The 16,075-nt window shown below is 76.8% G+C and carries 13 protein-coding genes; 8 read left to right on the top strand and 5 right to left on the bottom strand.

Annotation, left to right across the window (positions count from 1 at the left end; all coding sequences use genetic code 11):
- Nucleotides 1–203 precede the first annotated feature (203 nt).
- The 4 genes from ACU616_RS11585 to ACU616_RS11570 are packed head-to-tail and all read left to right on the top strand — an operon-like array spanning nucleotide 204 to nucleotide 4,162.
- On the top strand, nucleotides 204–713 hold the full coding sequence (locus tag ACU616_RS11585) for a 2Fe-2S iron-sulfur cluster-binding protein (RefSeq protein WP_446758610.1): 510 nt from the start codon (nucleotides 204–206) through the stop codon (nucleotides 711–713).
- Nucleotides 710–1,714, top strand: a complete 1,005-nt coding sequence (locus ACU616_RS11580; protein ID WP_446758609.1) for an FAD binding domain-containing protein — start codon at nucleotides 710–712, stop codon at nucleotides 1,712–1,714. The genes ACU616_RS11585 and ACU616_RS11580 overlap by 4 nt, the downstream gene beginning before the upstream one ends.
- Before the next feature lie 3 nt (nucleotides 1,715–1,717).
- Nucleotides 1,718–3,817: a xanthine dehydrogenase family protein molybdopterin-binding subunit gene (locus tag ACU616_RS11575; RefSeq protein ID WP_446758608.1), complete on the top strand. Its 2,100-nt coding sequence runs from the start codon at nucleotides 1,718–1,720 to the stop codon at nucleotides 3,815–3,817.
- A 57-nt stretch (nucleotides 3,818–3,874) separates the two neighbouring features.
- Nucleotides 3,875–4,162: a hypothetical protein gene (locus ACU616_RS11570; RefSeq protein ID WP_446758607.1), complete on the top strand. Its 288-nt coding sequence runs from the start codon at nucleotides 3,875–3,877 to the stop codon at nucleotides 4,160–4,162.
- A gap of 42 nt (nucleotides 4,163–4,204) precedes the next feature.
- Here the strand turns inward: ACU616_RS11570 and ACU616_RS11565 are convergent, their stop codons facing one another.
- Nucleotides 4,205–5,404 (bottom strand): aminotransferase-like domain-containing protein, encoded by a 1,200-nt coding sequence (locus ACU616_RS11565; protein WP_446758606.1) that lies wholly within the window; start codon nucleotides 5,402–5,404, stop codon nucleotides 4,205–4,207.
- A gap of 370 nt (nucleotides 5,405–5,774) precedes the next feature.
- Between ACU616_RS11565 and ACU616_RS11560 the strand changes: the two genes are divergently transcribed.
- Nucleotides 5,775–7,580 (top strand): DEAD/DEAH box helicase, encoded by a 1,806-nt coding sequence (locus tag ACU616_RS11560; RefSeq protein WP_446758605.1) that lies wholly within the window; start codon nucleotides 5,775–5,777, stop codon nucleotides 7,578–7,580.
- 114 nt (nucleotides 7,581–7,694) lie between these two features.
- On the opposite strand, the gene ACU616_RS11555 is transcribed toward ACU616_RS11560, so the two are convergent.
- From ACU616_RS11555 to ACU616_RS11545, 3 genes are all read right to left on the bottom strand, one after another.
- Nucleotides 7,695–10,628, bottom strand: a complete 2,934-nt coding sequence (locus ACU616_RS11555) for a helix-turn-helix transcriptional regulator (RefSeq protein ID WP_446758604.1) — start codon at nucleotides 10,626–10,628, stop codon at nucleotides 7,695–7,697.
- 44 nt (nucleotides 10,629–10,672) lie between these two features.
- Nucleotides 10,673–10,798: a hypothetical protein gene (locus ACU616_RS11550; RefSeq protein WP_446758603.1), complete on the bottom strand. Its 126-nt coding sequence runs from the start codon at nucleotides 10,796–10,798 to the stop codon at nucleotides 10,673–10,675.
- Nucleotides 10,799–10,926: 128 nt separating this feature from the next.
- Nucleotides 10,927–12,222 carry an MFS transporter gene (locus tag ACU616_RS11545; protein WP_446758602.1) on the bottom strand — a complete coding sequence of 432 codons (1,296 nt, stop codon included), beginning with the start codon at nucleotides 12,220–12,222 and terminating at the stop codon, nucleotides 10,927–10,929.
- A gap of 91 nt (nucleotides 12,223–12,313) precedes the next feature.
- Between ACU616_RS11545 and ACU616_RS11540 the strand changes: the two genes are divergently transcribed.
- From ACU616_RS11540 to ACU616_RS11530, 3 genes are all read left to right on the top strand, one after another.
- Nucleotides 12,314–13,702, top strand: a complete 1,389-nt coding sequence (locus ACU616_RS11540) for a glucose-6-phosphate dehydrogenase (protein WP_446758601.1) — start codon at nucleotides 12,314–12,316, stop codon at nucleotides 13,700–13,702.
- A gap of 200 nt (nucleotides 13,703–13,902) precedes the next feature.
- Entirely contained in the window at nucleotides 13,903–15,186 is a 1,284-nt protein-coding gene (locus ACU616_RS11535; RefSeq protein WP_446758600.1) for an ArgE/DapE family deacylase, read from the top strand.
- Nucleotides 15,183–15,833, top strand: coding sequence for an HD domain-containing protein (locus ACU616_RS11530; protein WP_446758599.1), 651 nt, complete (start codon nucleotides 15,183–15,185; stop codon nucleotides 15,831–15,833). The genes ACU616_RS11535 and ACU616_RS11530 overlap by 4 nt, the downstream gene beginning before the upstream one ends.
- Here ACU616_RS11530 and ACU616_RS11525 read toward each other — a convergent pair.
- Nucleotides 15,763–16,050, bottom strand: a complete 288-nt coding sequence (locus ACU616_RS11525) for a DUF4031 domain-containing protein (protein ID WP_446758598.1) — start codon at nucleotides 16,048–16,050, stop codon at nucleotides 15,763–15,765. The two genes, ACU616_RS11530 and ACU616_RS11525, sit on opposite strands and share 71 nt — an antisense overlap.
- Between the last annotated feature and the right edge of the window lie 25 nt (nucleotides 16,051–16,075).

The raw sequence follows: 16,075 nt of genomic DNA, 5'->3' as shown, positions 1-16,075 counted from the left end.
GGACGAGGACCCCGGATCCACAGGTCCTGGTCCGTACGCGCCTCGGCCGGGGAGCGGGACCTCGGGGCCGAGTCGCCCGGCCCTGATCCGGCACAGCACGGCCGACCACGAGCGGGCCACACCCGTACCCCGGACCAGCCGGAACGGAGCAGTCCGGTCGTGTCCGGTTTGCCACGCCGCGCGCTCCGGGCACGACCGGCGGCATGGACGCCGACATCAGGCTGCGGGTGGACGGCGAGCTGCACGAGCTCACCGTCGACACCCGGACCACCCTGCTCGACCTGCTGCGCGAGCGGCTGGGCAACACCAGCCCGAAGAAGGGGTGCGACCACGGCCAGTGCGGCGCGTGCACCGTGCTGCTCGACGGGGAGCGGGCGCTGATCTGCCTCGCGCTGGCCGTCGCCCACGACGGCGCGGAGATCACCACCGCGCACGGCCTGGCGCCCGACGGCGAGCTCCACCCGGTGCAGCAGGCCTTCCTCGACCACGACGCCTTCCAGTGCGGCTACTGCACCCCCGGCCAGGTCTGCTCGGCCGTCGGCGTGCTGCAGGAGGTCGACCGCGGCTGGCCGAGTCACGCCACCGCCGACCTCACCGCCGACCCGCAGCTCACCGCCGACGAGGTCAGCGAGCGCATGAGCGGCAACCTCTGTCGCTGCGCCGCTTACGCGCACATCACCCCTGCGGTGCAGCAGGCCGGGGGCGCGCGGTGAGGCCCTTCGCCTTCGCCCGGCCGGGCAGCGTCGCGGAGGCGGTCCGCGAGGTCGCGGCCGAGCCCACCGCCGTCTTCCTCGGCGGCGGCACCAACCTGGTCGACCACCTCAAGCTCGGCGTCGCCCGCCCCGACCTCGTCGTCGACGTCCGGACGCTCACCTCCCGCGCGGTGACCGACACCGACGACGGCGGCCTGCTCGTCGGCGCGGCCGTCACCAACAGCGAGCTGGCCGCCGACCGGCGGGTGTGCGAGCGCTGGCCCGCCCTCGCCCAGTCGCTGCTGGCCGGCGCCACCGGGCAGCTGCGGAACCTCGCCACCGTCGGCGGCAACCCGCTGCAGCGCACCCGCTGCGTCTACTTCCAGGACGTCACCACCCCCTGCAACAAGCGCGAGCCCGGCAGCGGCTGCTCGGCCATCGGCGGCTACACCCGCTACCACGCGGTCCTCGGGGCGAGCGAGCAGTGCATCGCCATCCACCCCTCCGACATGGCCGTGGCGCTGACGGCGCTCGACGCCGTCGTCCACGCCGAGGGCCCGGACGGCGGGCGCACGATCCCCTTCGGCGAGCTGCACCGGCTGCCCGGCGACGACCCGACCCGCGACACCGTCCTCGAGCACGGCGAGCTGATCACCGCGATCGAGCTGCCCGCGCTGCCGATGGCGCGCCGCTCCACCTACCGCAAGGTCCGCGACCGGGCCTCCTACGCCTTCGCCCTGGTGAGCGTCGCCGCCGCGCTCGACCTCGCCGACGACGGCACCGTCCGCGACGCCCGCATCGCCCTCGGCGGCGTCGCGCACCGACCGTGGCGGGCCACCCGCGCCGAGGAGGTGCTCCGCGGGCAGCGACCCACCGACGACGTCGCCCGCGCCGCCGCCGAGGCGGAGCTCGCCGACGCAAGCCCTCAGCCGGGCATCGACGGCGGCAACGCCTTCAAGGTCCCACTGGTCACCCGCACGCTCGCCGCGACCCTGCGGATCCTCACCGGCCGGGAGGGCTGACCCGTGACCGAGCTGCTCGAGCCGCGCGCGATCGGCCGCGACCTCGTCCGCCGGGACGGCGTCGAGAAGGTCCGCGGGACGGCCACCTACGCCTACGAGACGCCGGTCGAGTCGCCGGCCTTCTGCCACCCGGTCACCGCGACCGTCGTCCGCGGGCGGATCACCGCCGTCGACAGCACGCAGGCCGAGGCGCTCGACGGCGTCCTCGCCGTCCTCACCCACGAGAACGCCGAGCGGCTGGCCTCGACCGACGACGCCGAGCTCGCGGTCCTCCAGTCCCCCGACGTCGCCTTCCGCGGGCAGGTCGTGGGCGTCGTCGTCGCCGAGACCTCCGAGGTCGCCCGGCAGGCCGCCGACCTGGTGCGCGTCACCTACGACGAGCAGCCGCACGACACCGAGCTGTCGGAGAGCCGCGACGACCTCTACGCCCCGGAGAAGGTCAACCCCTCCTTCGACACCGACACCGTCCAGGGCGACGTGGACGCCGAGCTCGCTGCCAGCGCGGTGCGGGTCGAGCAGACCTACACGACGGCGATGGTGCACAACAACCCGCTGGAGCCGCACGCCTCCACGGCGCTGTGGGACGCCGCCGGCGGCGGGAAGCTCACCCTCTGGGACTCCACGCAGGGCGTGCACCCCGACCGCAAGACCGTCTGCACGGTCTTCGGCCTCGACCTCGAGCAGGTGCAGGTCGTGTGCCCCTACGTCGGCGGCAGCTTCGGCTCCAAGGGCACCCCGCACGCCAACGTCGTCCTGGTGACCATGGCCGCCCGCGCCCTGCCCGGCCGCGCGGTCAAGCTGGCCCTCACCCGCCAGCAGATGTTCACCCTCGCCGGCTACCGGACGCCCACCATCCAGCGCATCCAGCTCGGCGCCGACCGCGACGGCCGGATCCGGGCGCTGGCGCTCGACGTCGTCGAGCAGACCTCGCGGATCAAGGAGTTCGCGGAGCAGACCGGCGTCCCCGCCCGGATGATGTACACCGCCGCGGCCCGGCGGACGACGCACCGGCTGGCCGCCCTCGACGTCCCGGTGCCCTCGTGGTTCCGCGCGCCCGGCGAGTGCCCCGGCATGTTCGGTCCCGAGGTCGCCATGGACGAGCTGGCCCACGCCCTCGGGATGGACCCGATCGAGCTGCGGATCCGCAACGAGCCGGAGGTCGACCCGGAGACCGGCCGGCCGTGGTCGAGCCGGCACCTCGTCGAGTGCCTGCGCGAGGGCGCCGAGCGCTTCGGCTGGGCCGGCCGCGACCCGCGGCCCGGCGCGCGGCTCGAGGACGGCTGGCTGGTGGGCACCGGTGTGGCGGCGTCGGTGTACCCGACCTACCGGATGGCCCAGTCGACGGCGGCCATCCGCCACGAGGCCGGCCGCTACGTCGTCGAGATCGGCGCCGCCGACCTCGGCACCGGCGCGTGGACGGTGCTGCCGCAGATCGCCGCCGACGCCCTCGGGGTCGACGTCGACGACGTCGAGGTCCGCCTCGGCGACACCCGCTACCCCATCGCCTCGGTGGCCGGCGGCTCGTCGGGCACCAACACGTGGGGCTCGGCGATCGTCGTCGCCGCGCGGGAGTTCCGCGGCAAGTTCGGCCCGCGGCCGGAGGACGGCGACGAGGCGCAGGGCGCGGTCGACCAGGCCGGGAGCGACGAGGAGCACGTGGCCGCCGCCTTCGGCGCGCAGTTCGTCGAGGCGCGGGTGCACGCCGACACCGGCGAGGTCCGCGTCCCGCGGCTGCTGGGCGTGTTCGCCTGCGGCCGGATCGTCAACCCGCGCACCGCCCGCTCGCAGTTCATCGGCGGCATGACCATGGGGCTGTCCATGGCGCTGCACGAGGACAGCGTCTGGGACCCGCGGGTCGGCCAGGTCGCCAACCACGACCTCGCCGAGTACCACGTGACGGTCAACGCCGACGTCGGCGACGTGCAGGCGCACTGGATCGACGAGCACGACCCGTACGTCAACGCCATGGGCGCCAAGGGCATCGGGGAGATCGGCATCGTCGGGACGGCAGCGGCGGTCTCCAACGCCGTCTTCTCCGCGACCGGGGTGCGGGTGCGGCAGCTGCCGATCACCCTGGACGCCGTGCTGCCCGGGCTTCCCTGACCGGCGCGGCACCCGGTCGCCACGGCCCGCTGGTCGCTCTACCGTGCTGGAGTGCCCGTGAACGACCTGCAGGACCTCGTCCGGCGCCGCCTCTGGGAGGCGCGGCTGACGGTGTACGAGGCCTCCCGGCGTGCCCGGGGGGCCATCGCGCCCGAGGTGATCGAACGACTGGGCCGCACCGGCGGCCGGGCCTTCATCAGTGCCCGGCTGGCCGGGCACCTGGCCCGGGCGCTCGACGTGCCGGAGAACCGGGTCCGCCGCGCGGCGGACCTGCCGGAGGTGCACGACCCGCGGGTCGACGAGCCCACCGGCCCGCACCTGCGCCTGGTCACCAGCGACGGCTGAGCCCCGTCCGGATCGGCCCCGTCCGGGTCGGCCCCGTCCGGGTCAGCCCCGCAGGACGCCGGCCAGGCGGCGCAGCCCCTCGGTGATCGTCGCCGGGGTGTTGGTGGTGAACGACAGGCGCAGCGTGGCGCGGTCCGGCGTCGCCGAGCAGGAGAACGGCGCCCCGGGCACGAAGGCGACGTCGGCGGCCAGCGCCCGGCGCAGCAGGTCCGCGGCGTCGACGTCGCCGGGCAGGCGGGCCCAGACGAACATGCCGCCGTCCGGGTCCGACCACGTGCTGCCCTCCGGCAGGGTCGCCGGCAGCGCCGCGGCCATCGCGTCGCGCCGCTCGCGGTAGGCCGCGCACAGCCGCCGCACGTGCGCGTCGAGGTCGGTGCGCGCCAGCCACACGGCCGCGGCGGCCTGGTCGATCGTCGAGGTGTGCAGGTCGGCGGCCTGCTTGGCCACCGTGAGCAGGGGCAGCAGGGCCGCCGGCGCGCGCAGCCAGCCCAGCCGCAGCCCGGGCGCGGCCAGCTTGGAGAAGCTGCCCAGGTGCAGCACGCGGTCGGCGGCGGCCGGGTGCACGGCCAGCGGAGGGACCGGCTCGCCGCGGTAGCGCAGCTCGCCGTACGGGTCGTCCTCGACGATCCAGAAGCCGGCCCGGGCGGCGAGCTCGGCCACCGCGGCGCGGCGCTCCGCGGGGAGCGTGCGGCCGGTCGGGTTGGCGAAGGTGGGCACCAGGTAGAGCAGCGCGGGCCGCTCGCGGGCGACGACGTCGGCCAGCGCGCCGGGGTCGATGCCGTGCTCGTCGGAGGCGACGCCGACGACGCGGGCGCCGGCCAGCCCGAAGGCCTGCAGCGCCGCGAGGTAGGTGGGGTCCTCGACGGCGACCACCGCGCCGGGGTCGAGCAGCGCGGTGGTGACCAGGGTGAGCGCCTGCTGGGAGCCGGTGGTGACCAGCAGGTCGGTGGCGGCGGTGGGCAGCCCGCGGGCGGTCATCCGCTCGGCGACGCGGGCCCGCAGGTCGGGGTCGCCCTCGGTGGGCGCGTACTGCAGGCCGCGGCGGGCGCCGGGGCCGGCGAGGACGGCGTCGAACGCCGCCCGCAGGCCCTCGACGTCGAACAGCTCGGGAGCGGGCAGCCCGCCGGCGAAGGAGACCACCTGCGGCCGGTCGAGCAGCGCGAGCAGCTCGCGGACCGGGGAGCTGCCCACCCCGCGCAGCCGCCGGGCGGGCGCGGGCGGCGGGGCGGCGAGGGAGGTCATGACGGCTCCAGGGCTCGACGGACGGCGGACGGCGGGCAGTGAGCGCGGGAGGTGTGCCGCGCGGGCCGGGCCGGGGGCTGCCTGGTCGAGGAGCCGACGAGCACGGTACGCCCGGGACACCGCCGCCGACCTCGCCACCGACCTCGCCGCCGACGTCGCCGGCCGCGGCACCCCGTCCGGCGGGGCGGGTGGGACCGGCGGCGCGGACCGGTGCGCGCCGCGTGAGGCACGCCACTCCCCGACCGCTCCGTCGACCGTCCGCGCAGGTCAGGGCCGTGCCGCAGGGCCCGTATACGTCGTCCGGGGGGAGGCGCGCGGGAGGCGGCCGGTTGGGCGTGTCTCCGGCGGCGCAGGCAGGATGGGTCCCGAGATGGCGAGCGCAGCACGGGCCGGGGCGGTCGCCCCGCAGACGACCAGCCGACCGCTCCGGGCGTGGCAGCAGGCCGCGCTGGACAGGTACGAGGAGCAGGCGCCCAAGGACTTCCTGGTCACCGCGACCCCCGGCGCGGGCAAGACGACCTTCGCGCTGACGCTGGCCACGCGGCTGCTGCAGCGGCGCGAGGTCGGCCGCGTGATCGTCGTCTGCCCCACCGACCACCTGCGGCTGCAGTGGGCCGACGCCGCCGACCGGCTGGGCATCGTGCTCGACCCGGGGCTGACCAACGCCGTCGGCCCCGTGCGCGCCGGCACCCAGGGCTACGTGACCACCTACGCGCAGGTCGCCGGCAAGCCGATGCTGCACGCCGCCCGCGCCACCGCCGTCAAGACGCTGGTGATCCTCGACGAGGTCCACCACGCCGGCGACGGCCTGTCCTGGGGCGAGGCGGTCGAGGAGGCCTACGGCTTCGCCGCGCGCCGGCTGTGCCTGACCGGGACGCCGTTCCGCACCAAGGCCGACGAGCGCATCCCCTTCGTGCGCTACGAGGAGGACGGCTTCGAGGGCGACGACGGCGAGGGCGGGCTGGGCCTGGTCAGCCGCGCCGACTACACCTACGGCTACAAGGAGGCGCTGGCCGACAGCGTCGTCCGGCCGGTCGTGTTCGCCGCCTACACGGGCACCTCCCGCTGGCGGAACTCCGCCGGCGAGGTGGTCGCGGCCTCGCTGTCGGAGGCCGGCACCCGCTCGGTGGAGATGGCCGCCTGGCGCACCGCGCTGGACCCCAAGGGCCAGTGGGTGCCACACGTCATCGCCGCCATGGACGACCGGATCACCCACCTGCGCGAGGACGGCGGCATGCCCGACGCCGCCGGGCTGATCCTCGCCAGCGACCAGGACGACGCCCGCGCCTACGCCAAGATCGTCCGCCGGGTGACCGGCAAGGCGCCCGAGCTGATCCTCTCCGACGACCCCAGGGCGTCGAAGAAGATCGAGCGCTTCGCCGCCGGGTCGGCCCGGATCGCCGTCTGCGTCCGCATGATCTCCGAGGGCGTCGACGTGCCGCGGGCCGCCGTCCTCGCCTGGATGACCTCCTACCGGACGCCGCTGTTCTTCGCCCAGGCCGTCGGCCGCGTCGTCCGTGCCCGGGCGTCGCACGAGACGGCGACGGTGTTCCTCCCCGCCGTGCGGCCGCTGCTGGGGCTGGCCGCCTCGCTGGAGAAGGAGCGCAACCACGTCATGCCGCCGCCCAAGGCGGCCGACCCCGAGGCGCTCGACCTCGACCCGCTGCCGCCCAAGGAGCGCGAGCCGGTCGGGCTCAAGCAGTGGGAGGCGCTGGAGGCCGACGCCCGGTTCGCGCACGTCCTGCACGGCGGGACGGCGCACACCGGCGAGGGCGCCGGCCCGGTCGCGGTCGCGCCGGAGGACGAGGACTTCCTCGGCATCCCCGGCCTGCTCACCGCCGAGCAGACGGCGTCGCTGCTGGCCCGCCGCGACGACGAGCTGCGGCTGCGGATCGCCCAGCGCGCCCACCTCGACGACGACACCGGCGAGCTCCCGCTGGTCGAGGACCATCCCGACGAGGACCTCGCCGACGACGCTGCCGGCCGGTCGTGGCGCGACGCCGCCGAGCTGCGCCGGGAGATCAACCGGCTGGTCGCCCGGGTCGCGGCCAAGACCTCCCGGCCGCACGGGGTCGTGCACACCGAGCTGCGCAAGTCGGTGCCCGGCCCGCCGTCGGCCTCGGCGTCGGTCGACGTGCTGCGCGCCCGCCGCGAGCGCCTCCGCACCATGCTCTGACACCGCGGTCCTCCCGGACCGCACCGCGGCCACGCGCCGTCCCCGACCTGCGCCGAGCCGCTGCGTCGCTCGATCCCGGGACCATCCGGGCCCACTCCTCGCGACCGGACGGCCCTAACCCGTGGGCAGCAGGCCCTGGGCGGCGGCGAGGGCGACGGCCTCGGTGCGGCTGCCGGCGCCGAGCTTGGCCAGGATGTTGCTCACGTGCACGCTCGCGGTCTTCTCGCTGATGTAGAGCTCGGTACCGATCTGCCGGTTGGTGCGGCCGCGGGCCAGCAGGGCGAGCACCTCCGTCTCGCGCGGGGTGAACACCGCCGCCGTCTCCACGACCCGACCGGCGCCGGGCAGCTCCAGACGCGCCCGGCGGGCCAGCGCGGTCACCGCGGCCAGCAGCGGCGCCGCGCGGAGCGAGCGGGCGGTGGCGGCGGCCGCCCGCAGCGGCTCGGCCGCCCCTGACCGGTCCCCCGCGGCGACCAGCGCCTCGGCCAGCCGCCACCGGCTGCGGGCCTGCTCGTAGACGTGCCCGTAGCCGAACGCCGCCACCGCCGCCGCCCACAGTTCCGGGGCCGCCCGGCCGGCCAGCCGCGCGGCCTCCGCCTCCAGCCGCGCGATCCACGCCGCCGCCTCGACGCCGTACCCGCCGACTGCGCGCTCGTGGTCGGCGACCGCCGCCCGGGCCAGCCCGACGAGCTCCTCCCCCGCCGCGGTCCACCGGCCTTCCGCGGCGGCGTCGCCGGTCAGCCGGGCGGTGGCTGCGGCGTCGCCGACGGGCGCGAGCGCGGTGACCGCCAGGCGGACGACGGCGAGGCGCTCGGCGCCCCACAGCTCCCGCAGCCGCACGTCGGCGGCCCGGGCGGTGGCCAGCGCGGCGGCCGGGTCCGGCGTCCACGCGGCCAGCTCGATCTCCGCGCCGGCGGTCGACACCAGCAGCAGCGCGTGCGCTTCCAGCCGGCGCACCAGCCCGCGCGCCCACGCGATCCGGGCCACGGCCTCCGGGTCGCCGCGACCGACCCGCACCAGCAGGCCCGCAGCCCGCACGTGCGCGGCCATCTCCGGCACCCGGGCCAGCCGGTCGGCCAGCGCCAGGGCGCCGTCCCAGTCGCCGAGGGCGTACCGGGACAGGACACCGAGGTGGCGCAGCTCCGCGGCGTAGAACGACCACTCGACGCGGAGCTCGTGGGCCCGCGCCAGCCCGGTGTCGCTCCACCGCAGCGTCTCCTCCGCGGCGCCGCCCTCGTGGGCGACGATCGCCAGGTTGAACAGCACCCGCATCTCGACGTCGGTGTCGCCCGAGCGGCGCGCGCGGGCCAGCGCCTCCTCCAGCCGGGCCGGCAGCTCCGCGCCGCCGCGCGAGCGGGCCAGCGAGACCGCGACGTCGGCCCACGCGCTGTCCAGGCCGAGGACGTCGGCGGCGGCCAGCGCCTCCTCGGCCGCCGCCTCCGCCTCGGCACGACGGCCCACCTCGAAGCAGGTGCGGGCGTGGGTGGCCGCCGCCCAGGTGCGCACCGGCGACGGCGGCGCCGCGGGCACCAGGGCCATCGCCGCGGTGCTCTCCCTCAGCGCGGAGGCCTGGTCCTCGACGCGGGCGAGTGCCTGCGCCAGCGTGTAGTGCACGCGGGCCCGCAGCGCGCGGTCGCCGTCGGGGCCCAGCACGTCCTGCGCCGCGCGCAGCAGCGCGACCGCCCGGTGCAGCTCCCCGCCGCGGCGGGCGGCGGCCGCGGTGTCGAGCAGCAGCTCGGCCTGCCCGCGGCCGGTCCGCTCGGCCGCGTCGGGCACGGCCGGCCACAGCGCCAGGGCCGTCTCCAGGTGCTGCAGCTGCTCGGCCGGGGCGCCCACCCGGCGGGCCTCGTCGGCGGCCTCCAGCGAGGCGGTCAGCGCGCCGGCCAGGTCGTTGCTCTCCCGCAGGTGGTGGGCCCGCTCGGCGGCGGTACCGGCACCCGGGACGGCGGCCAGCTGGGCGGCGACGGCGGCGTGCAGCCGCACCCGCTCGCCGGGCAGCAGGTCGGCCAGCACCGCCTCGCGCAGCAGCGCGTGCCGGAAGCGGTAGGCGCCGTCGGGCGAGACGACCAGCAGGTGGGAGTGCACCGCCTCGGCCAGCGCCTGCTCCAGCTCGGCGGCGGCCAGGCCACCGACGGCGGCCACCAGCTCGTGCCGCACCCGCCGGCCGGCGACCGCGGCCACCCGCAGCACCTGCTGGGCGGCCGGTCCGAGCTGCTCGACCCGGGCCAGCAGCACGTCGGTGAGGCCCAGCGGCAGCGTCTCACCCGCCAGGCCGGCGGCCAGCAGCTCCTCGGCGTAGAAGGCGTTGCCCTCGGCGCGGGCCACCACGTCGTCCACCGTGCGATCGGGCACGCCGGCGGCCAGGCCGCGCACCAGCTCCTCGACGGCGGCGTCGGGGAGCGGGCCGAGGTCGAGCCGCTCCACGCCGGGCAGCCGGACCAGCTCGGCCAGCAGCGGCCGCAGCGGGTGGCGGCGGTGCAGGTCGTCGGAGCGGTAGGAGGCCACCACGGCGACCGGCTCGTCGGCCAGCCGGGCGAGCAGGTAGCGCAGCAGGTCGCGGCTGGAGCGGTCGGCCCAGTGCAGGTCCTCGAGCACCACCAGCAGCGGGGCGTCGGCCGCGAGCCCGGCCAGCGCGGCGGCGACCGCCTCGAACAGCTGCAGCCGGCCGTCGTCGACCGGCGGCCGCAGCGCCCCGACCGGGCTCGCGAGGTCGGGGGCGTCGGGTCCCGCGGCCGCGGCCGCGCGGGCGGCGAACAGCCCGGCCGCGCCGTCGCCGAGGTCGGCGGCGACCGGGCGCAGCAGGTCGACGAAGGGCAGGTAGGGCAGGCCGACCTCCCCGAGGTCGACGCAGTGCCCGGTGAGCACCCGCAGCCCGCGGTCGGCGGCGCGGGCCGCCAGCTCGTCGAGCAGCCGGGACTTGCCGACGCCGGCGTCCCCGGCCACCAGGACGGCGCAGCCGCGGCCGGCCCGCGCACGGTCGACGGCGGCGAGGAGGGTGGCCAGCTCGTCGGCCCGGCCCACCAGGGGTCGCTCGTCCCACCGCGGCACGCCGCCGATCGTGGCACGGGCCGCCGACACCGCCGTGAGCGTTCTCAGCGGGCCCGTCGCGTCCGCCACGGGCCGCGGCGGGTGCGGGTGCCGCGGCCGATCGCCTGCAGGAGGTCCCGCCGGTAGGCCAGCTCGGCCTCGAGCCCGGGGTTGGGGTAGGTGGTGTGCACGGCCGTCTCCTCGTGTCGTCGTCCGGGGGTGGACGGCCACCACGGTCGGCCTGAGGAGGTGCCCGGGACATCGGGCGACCGGGCGGTCCTCGGAGGCCGAGGCCCGTCTGAGGGGCCTCAGGCGCACCTCAGCGCAGGTCGGTGCCCTTCGTCTCGCGCAGGGTGAGGACGGCCAGGAAGGTGATCACCGCGGCGACGGCGACGTACCAGAAGAAGACCGTCGGCACGTCCCGGTTGGACAGGGCGGTGATCACCAGCGGCGCGGTGCCGCCGAAGATGGCGACGGTGAGGTTGTACCAGGCGCCGATGCCGGTGGCCCGCAGCTCCGTGGGGAACAGCTCGCTCATGATCGCCGGCGCCAGGGAGGCCATCGCGGCGTACAGGGCCAGCCCCACGCAGAAGACGACGATCAGCGAGAGCAGGTCGTCGCGCACGAGGTAGGACAGCGGGACGACGAGCACCGCCGTCGCCGCCGCCCAGGTCAGCAGCACGGGCTTCCGGCCCACCCGGTCCGACAGCGCGCCGTAGGGGTAGCACAGCGCGATGAACAGCGCGGTGCCGATCGACAGCGCGATGAAGACCTCGTTGCCGTCGGCGTCGCGGAAGTTGATCGCGAACGGCGTCAGGGCGCTGAAGAACGTGTAGTACGACAACGTGTTGAGCAGGGTGATCGCGATGAGCTGCAGCACCGAGCGGGGGTGCTCGCGGACCGTGCGCAGCAGCGGGTGGGTCGTGGCCCGTGCCTTCTCGGCGTTCTCCTCGAAGCTCTCGCTCTCGGTCAGCGACCGCCGCAGCCACAGGCCGACCAGCCCGAGCAGGCCGCCGACGGCGAAGGCGATCCGCCAGCCGTAGGACTCCAGCTGCCCCTGGTCGAGCACCCCGGTCAGCAGGACGCCGAGCAACGAGGCGAGCAGCAGCGCCGACCCGGTGGAGATGTAGAAGAACGCGGAGTACCGGCCGCGGCGCTCGGCCGGGGCGATCTCGGCCAGGTAGGCCGAGGCGCCGGAGACCTCGCCGCCGAGGCTGAGGCCCTGGGCGATCCGGGCCACCAGCAGCAGCACCGGGGCCAGCCACCCGACCTGCTCGTAGGTGGGCAGGATCGCGATCACCAGCGAGCCGCCGGCCATGAGCAGGATGGTCAGCAGCATGCCGGCCTTGCGGCCGCGCAGGTCGGCGAAGCGGCCGATGAGGACCCCGCCCAGCGGCCGGAAGAAGAACGCCAGCGCGTAGGTCGACGTCGTGCCGATCAGCGCCAGCGCCCGGTTCTCCGAGGGGAAGAACTGGCCGGCGAAGTAGACGAGGAAGGTCGCGTAGACCGTCCAGTCGAACCACTCGACGGCATTGCCGATGCTCGCCGAGACCAGCGTCTTCACCGGCAGCCGGTGCCGCTCGTCCGCCGCCTGCTGCCGAGCCGTCTGCGCCATGGACGGCACGCTAGTGACCGCGGACACGGTCGGCGCGGTGAGCGCGACGCCCGGGAGGGGACGAGGCTGGGGACGACGAGAGGAGCCCCCCGTGCCCGACCTGCCCCCGACCGTCTTCGTCCTCTTCGGTGCCACCGGTGACCTGGCCGCCCGCATGGTGCTGCCGGCCTTCGACCAGCTCGACCGGCGGGGGCTGCTGCCCCGGGACTGGCGGCTGGTCGGCAGCGGCCGCGGCGAGCGGTCCGACGACGACTTCCGGCACCTGGTCCGCGACGCGCTCGCCGAGCACGGGGACGGCGAGCCGTCGCCGGGCCTCCTCGACCGGCTGCGCTTCGCCGGCGGCGGCCACACGCCCGAGGACCCCGGGCAGCTGGTCGACGTCGTCGCGCAGGCCCGCGACGAGCTCGGCGACGGCGTCTCGCTCGTGCACTACCTCGCCATCCCGCCCGAGGCCTTCGAGGGCACCACCCGGGCGCTGCACACCCACGGCCTGACCGAGGGCGCCCGCGTCGTCTACGAGAAGCCCTACGGCACCTCCCCCGACGGCTTCCGCGAGCTCGACGAGCTGGTGCACTCGGTGCTCGACGAGGAGCAGGTCTTCCGCATCGACCACTTCCTCGGCAAGGAGGGCACCCAGGACCTGCACGTCCTGCGCTTCGCCAACGGCCTGTTCTCCTCGGTGTGGGACCGCGAGCACGTGGCACAGGTGCAGGTCGACGTCCCCGAGACCCTCGACGTCGCCGACCGGGCCGAGTTCTACGACGCGACCGGCGCGGTGCTCGACATGCTGGTCACCCACCTGTTCCAGGTGGCGGCGGAGGTGGCGATGGAGCCACCGGCCTCGCTGACGCCGGGCGACCTGCAGGAGGCCCGGGAGGCGGTCCTGGCCGCGTTCCGGCCGCTGGCGCGCGAGGACGTCGTCCTGGGGCAGTTCGAGGGCTACCGCGACCTCGACGACGTCGCCGACGACAGCACCACCGACACCTTCGTGGCGGCCCGGCTGTGGGTGGACACCGACCGGTGGCGCGACGTGCCCTTCCTGCTGCGCACCGGCAAGCGGATGGCCGAGAGCCACCAGGTGGTCACCCTGGTGCTGCGCCGGCCCGACGGCCCGGTGGGCGCCGTCCCCGGCGGGGGCAACACCGTGTCGCTGTCGCTGTCGGGCGCCGGCGAGCTCGACCTCGGGCTGGTGACCAAGCAGCCCGGCCCCGACCTGGCGCTGGCGGTGGCGCAGGCGTCGCTGGACCTGGGCAAGGTGGCCGGCGGCGAGCCGCTGCCGGCCTACGCCTCGCTGATCCACGACGTGCTGGTGGGCGACCGGTCGCTGTTCACCACCAGCGCCGGGCTGGCGCAGACCTGGCGGGCGGTGCGGCCGGTGCTCGACGACCCGCCCGAGGTGCGGCCCTACGCGCCCGGCTCGTGGGGGCCCGAGGCGGCGCAGGAGCTGGCCGACCCGTGCGGGTGGGCGCTGGGGAGCTGAGGTCCGGACCGGGCTCTGGTCGCCTCGCGGCGAGTTGCACGACGCGGCTCCAGGCCCCCGACCGAGGTCGGGGCGGTAGTCCGTGAAGGCGGTATCCAATTGGCACCCGGGGACACAGAGTCGCCCGGTCCGGACGACACCGACCGTACCCCGCCCCCGGCCGCCCCACACCCGGACCGCGCGGGTGCCAGACTCCCGCCGTGGCCGACCTGACCCGCGCCGAGGCCGCCGTCCTGGACGCCGTCGACGAGACGGCGGCCGTCGGCCTGCTGTGCCGCCTGGTGGCCGTCCCCTCGATCGGCGGGACCGCGGCCGAGAGCGAGGTGCAGTCCCTGGTCGCCGGCGAGCTGGAGCTGCTCGGCTGCGACGTCGACCGCTGGCCGATCGACCTGGCCGCGGCCGCCACCGCGCCCGACGCGCCCGGCCAGGAGGTCGACCGGGAGGAGGCCTGGGGTGTGGTCGGCACGCTGCCCGGCCACTCGTCGGACCCCGACGACGGCGTCCCCGCGCTCGTGCTCTGCGGGCACTCCGACGTCGTGCCGACCGGCGACCGGGCGCTGTGGGCGGGCGACCCGTTCACCCCGCGGCTGGCCGGCGGCGCGGTGCACGGCCGGGGCTCCTGCGACATGAAGGGCGGGCTCGCCGCGGCCCTGGCCGCCCTCGCGGCGGTGCGGGCGGCGGGGGTGCGGCTGCGCCGGCCGGTCGCCGTGCACAGCGTGGTCGGTGAGGAGGACGGCGGCCTGGGCGCGTGGGCGACGCTGGGCCGCGGCCACCGCGGCGACGCGTGCGTCATCCCCGAGCCCACCGACGGCGCCGTCGTCACCGCCGCGGCCGGGGCGCTGACCTTCCGGCTGGAGGTGACCGGTGCCGCCGCGCACGCCGCGATGCGCGACCGCGGGGTCAGCGCCGTGGAGCTGTTCGCCGAGCTGCACGCCGAGCTGCGTCTGCTGGAGGCGGAGCGGCAGCGGGACGCCGACCCCCGCTTCGGCGGGGAGCGGTACCCGTTCGGGCTGTCGGTCGGCACCGTGCGCGCCGGCGACTGGGCCTCCACGGTGCCCGACCGGCTGGTCGCCGAGGGCCGGTACGGGGTGCGGCTGGGCGAGCCGGTCGAGGCCGCCCGGGCGGCGTTCGAGGCGCGGGTCGCCGCCTTCTGCGCCGGGCACCCGTGGCTGGCCGCGCACCCGGTGCAGGTCACCTGGACCGGTGGCGCCTTCGCCAGCGGCGAGCTGCCGCCGGGCTCGGCGCTGCTCGGCCAGGTGCGCGACGCCGTCGTCGACGCCGGCGGGCCGCTCCCGCCCGAGCGCGCGGTGTCCGCCGGCACCGACCTGCGCCTCTACGCCGCCGCGGGCATCCCGGCGCTGCACCTCGGGCCCGGTGACCTCCACCTGGCCCACGGCCCGGCCGAGCGGGTGCCCGTCGCCGAGGTGACCGCCGTCGCCCGCGCGCTGGCGCTGCTCACCCTCCGCCGCTGCGGGGTCGCGTGATCGGGTACGAGGAGTTCGCGGCGCTGACCGAGGACTCCCCCACCGCACGCACCGAGTGGGCCGCCGTCGTCGCCGCGTGGAGCGAGCCGCACCGCCGCTACCACGACCTGCACCACCTGGCCGCCGTGCTGGGCCTGGTGGGCGAGCTGGGCGCCCACGCCGCCGACCCGGCCGCCGTCGCGCTGGCCGCCTGGTACCACGACGTCGTCTACGACCCGCGGCGCGACGACAACGAGCAGGTCAGCGCCGAGCGGGCGCGCGCCGGGCTGCGCGGCCTGGTGCCCGGCCCGCGCCTGGAGGAGGTGGTCCGGCTGGTGCTGCTGACCGCCGGGCACGACCCCGCCCCCGGCGACGGCGACGGCGCGGTGCTCTGCGACGCCGACCTCGCCGTCCTGGCCGGGCCGCCGGACGCCTACGCCGCGTACGCCTCGGCGGTGCGCGCCGAGTACGGGCACCTGACCGACGAGGCCTTCACCGCGGGGCGGATCGCCGTCCTGGAGCACCTGCTGGCGCTGCCGGCGCTCTACCGGCTCCCGGCGGTCGCGGGCGCCTGGGAGCCGCGGGCGCGGGCCAACCTCACCGCGGAACTCGGTCTGCTCCGGTCCCGCGCTTCCGGACCCGCAGCCCCGCCCCCACCAGCCGGGTGAGCAGCTCGCGGGCTCCGACCGGCTGGGCCCCGGCGGAGACGGCGACGTCGTAGAGCTCCTCGGGGACGTCGTAGTGGTCACCCTGGAACGCCCGCCGGGGGATGCCCAGCTCGGCGGTGACGAAGGCGTGCAGCTCCTCGTAGCTGACGTCGCTGACCAGGTGCGACCACCGCCGGCCGCGCCAGGGCCAGACCGGGGAGTCGATGAGCACCGCCACCGGGTCAGTCTGCCGCGCCCCGGCT

This window comes from Geodermatophilus sp. URMC 62 (assembly GCF_052931475.1).
This window is presented reverse-complemented; position numbering and strand designations above follow the sequence as displayed.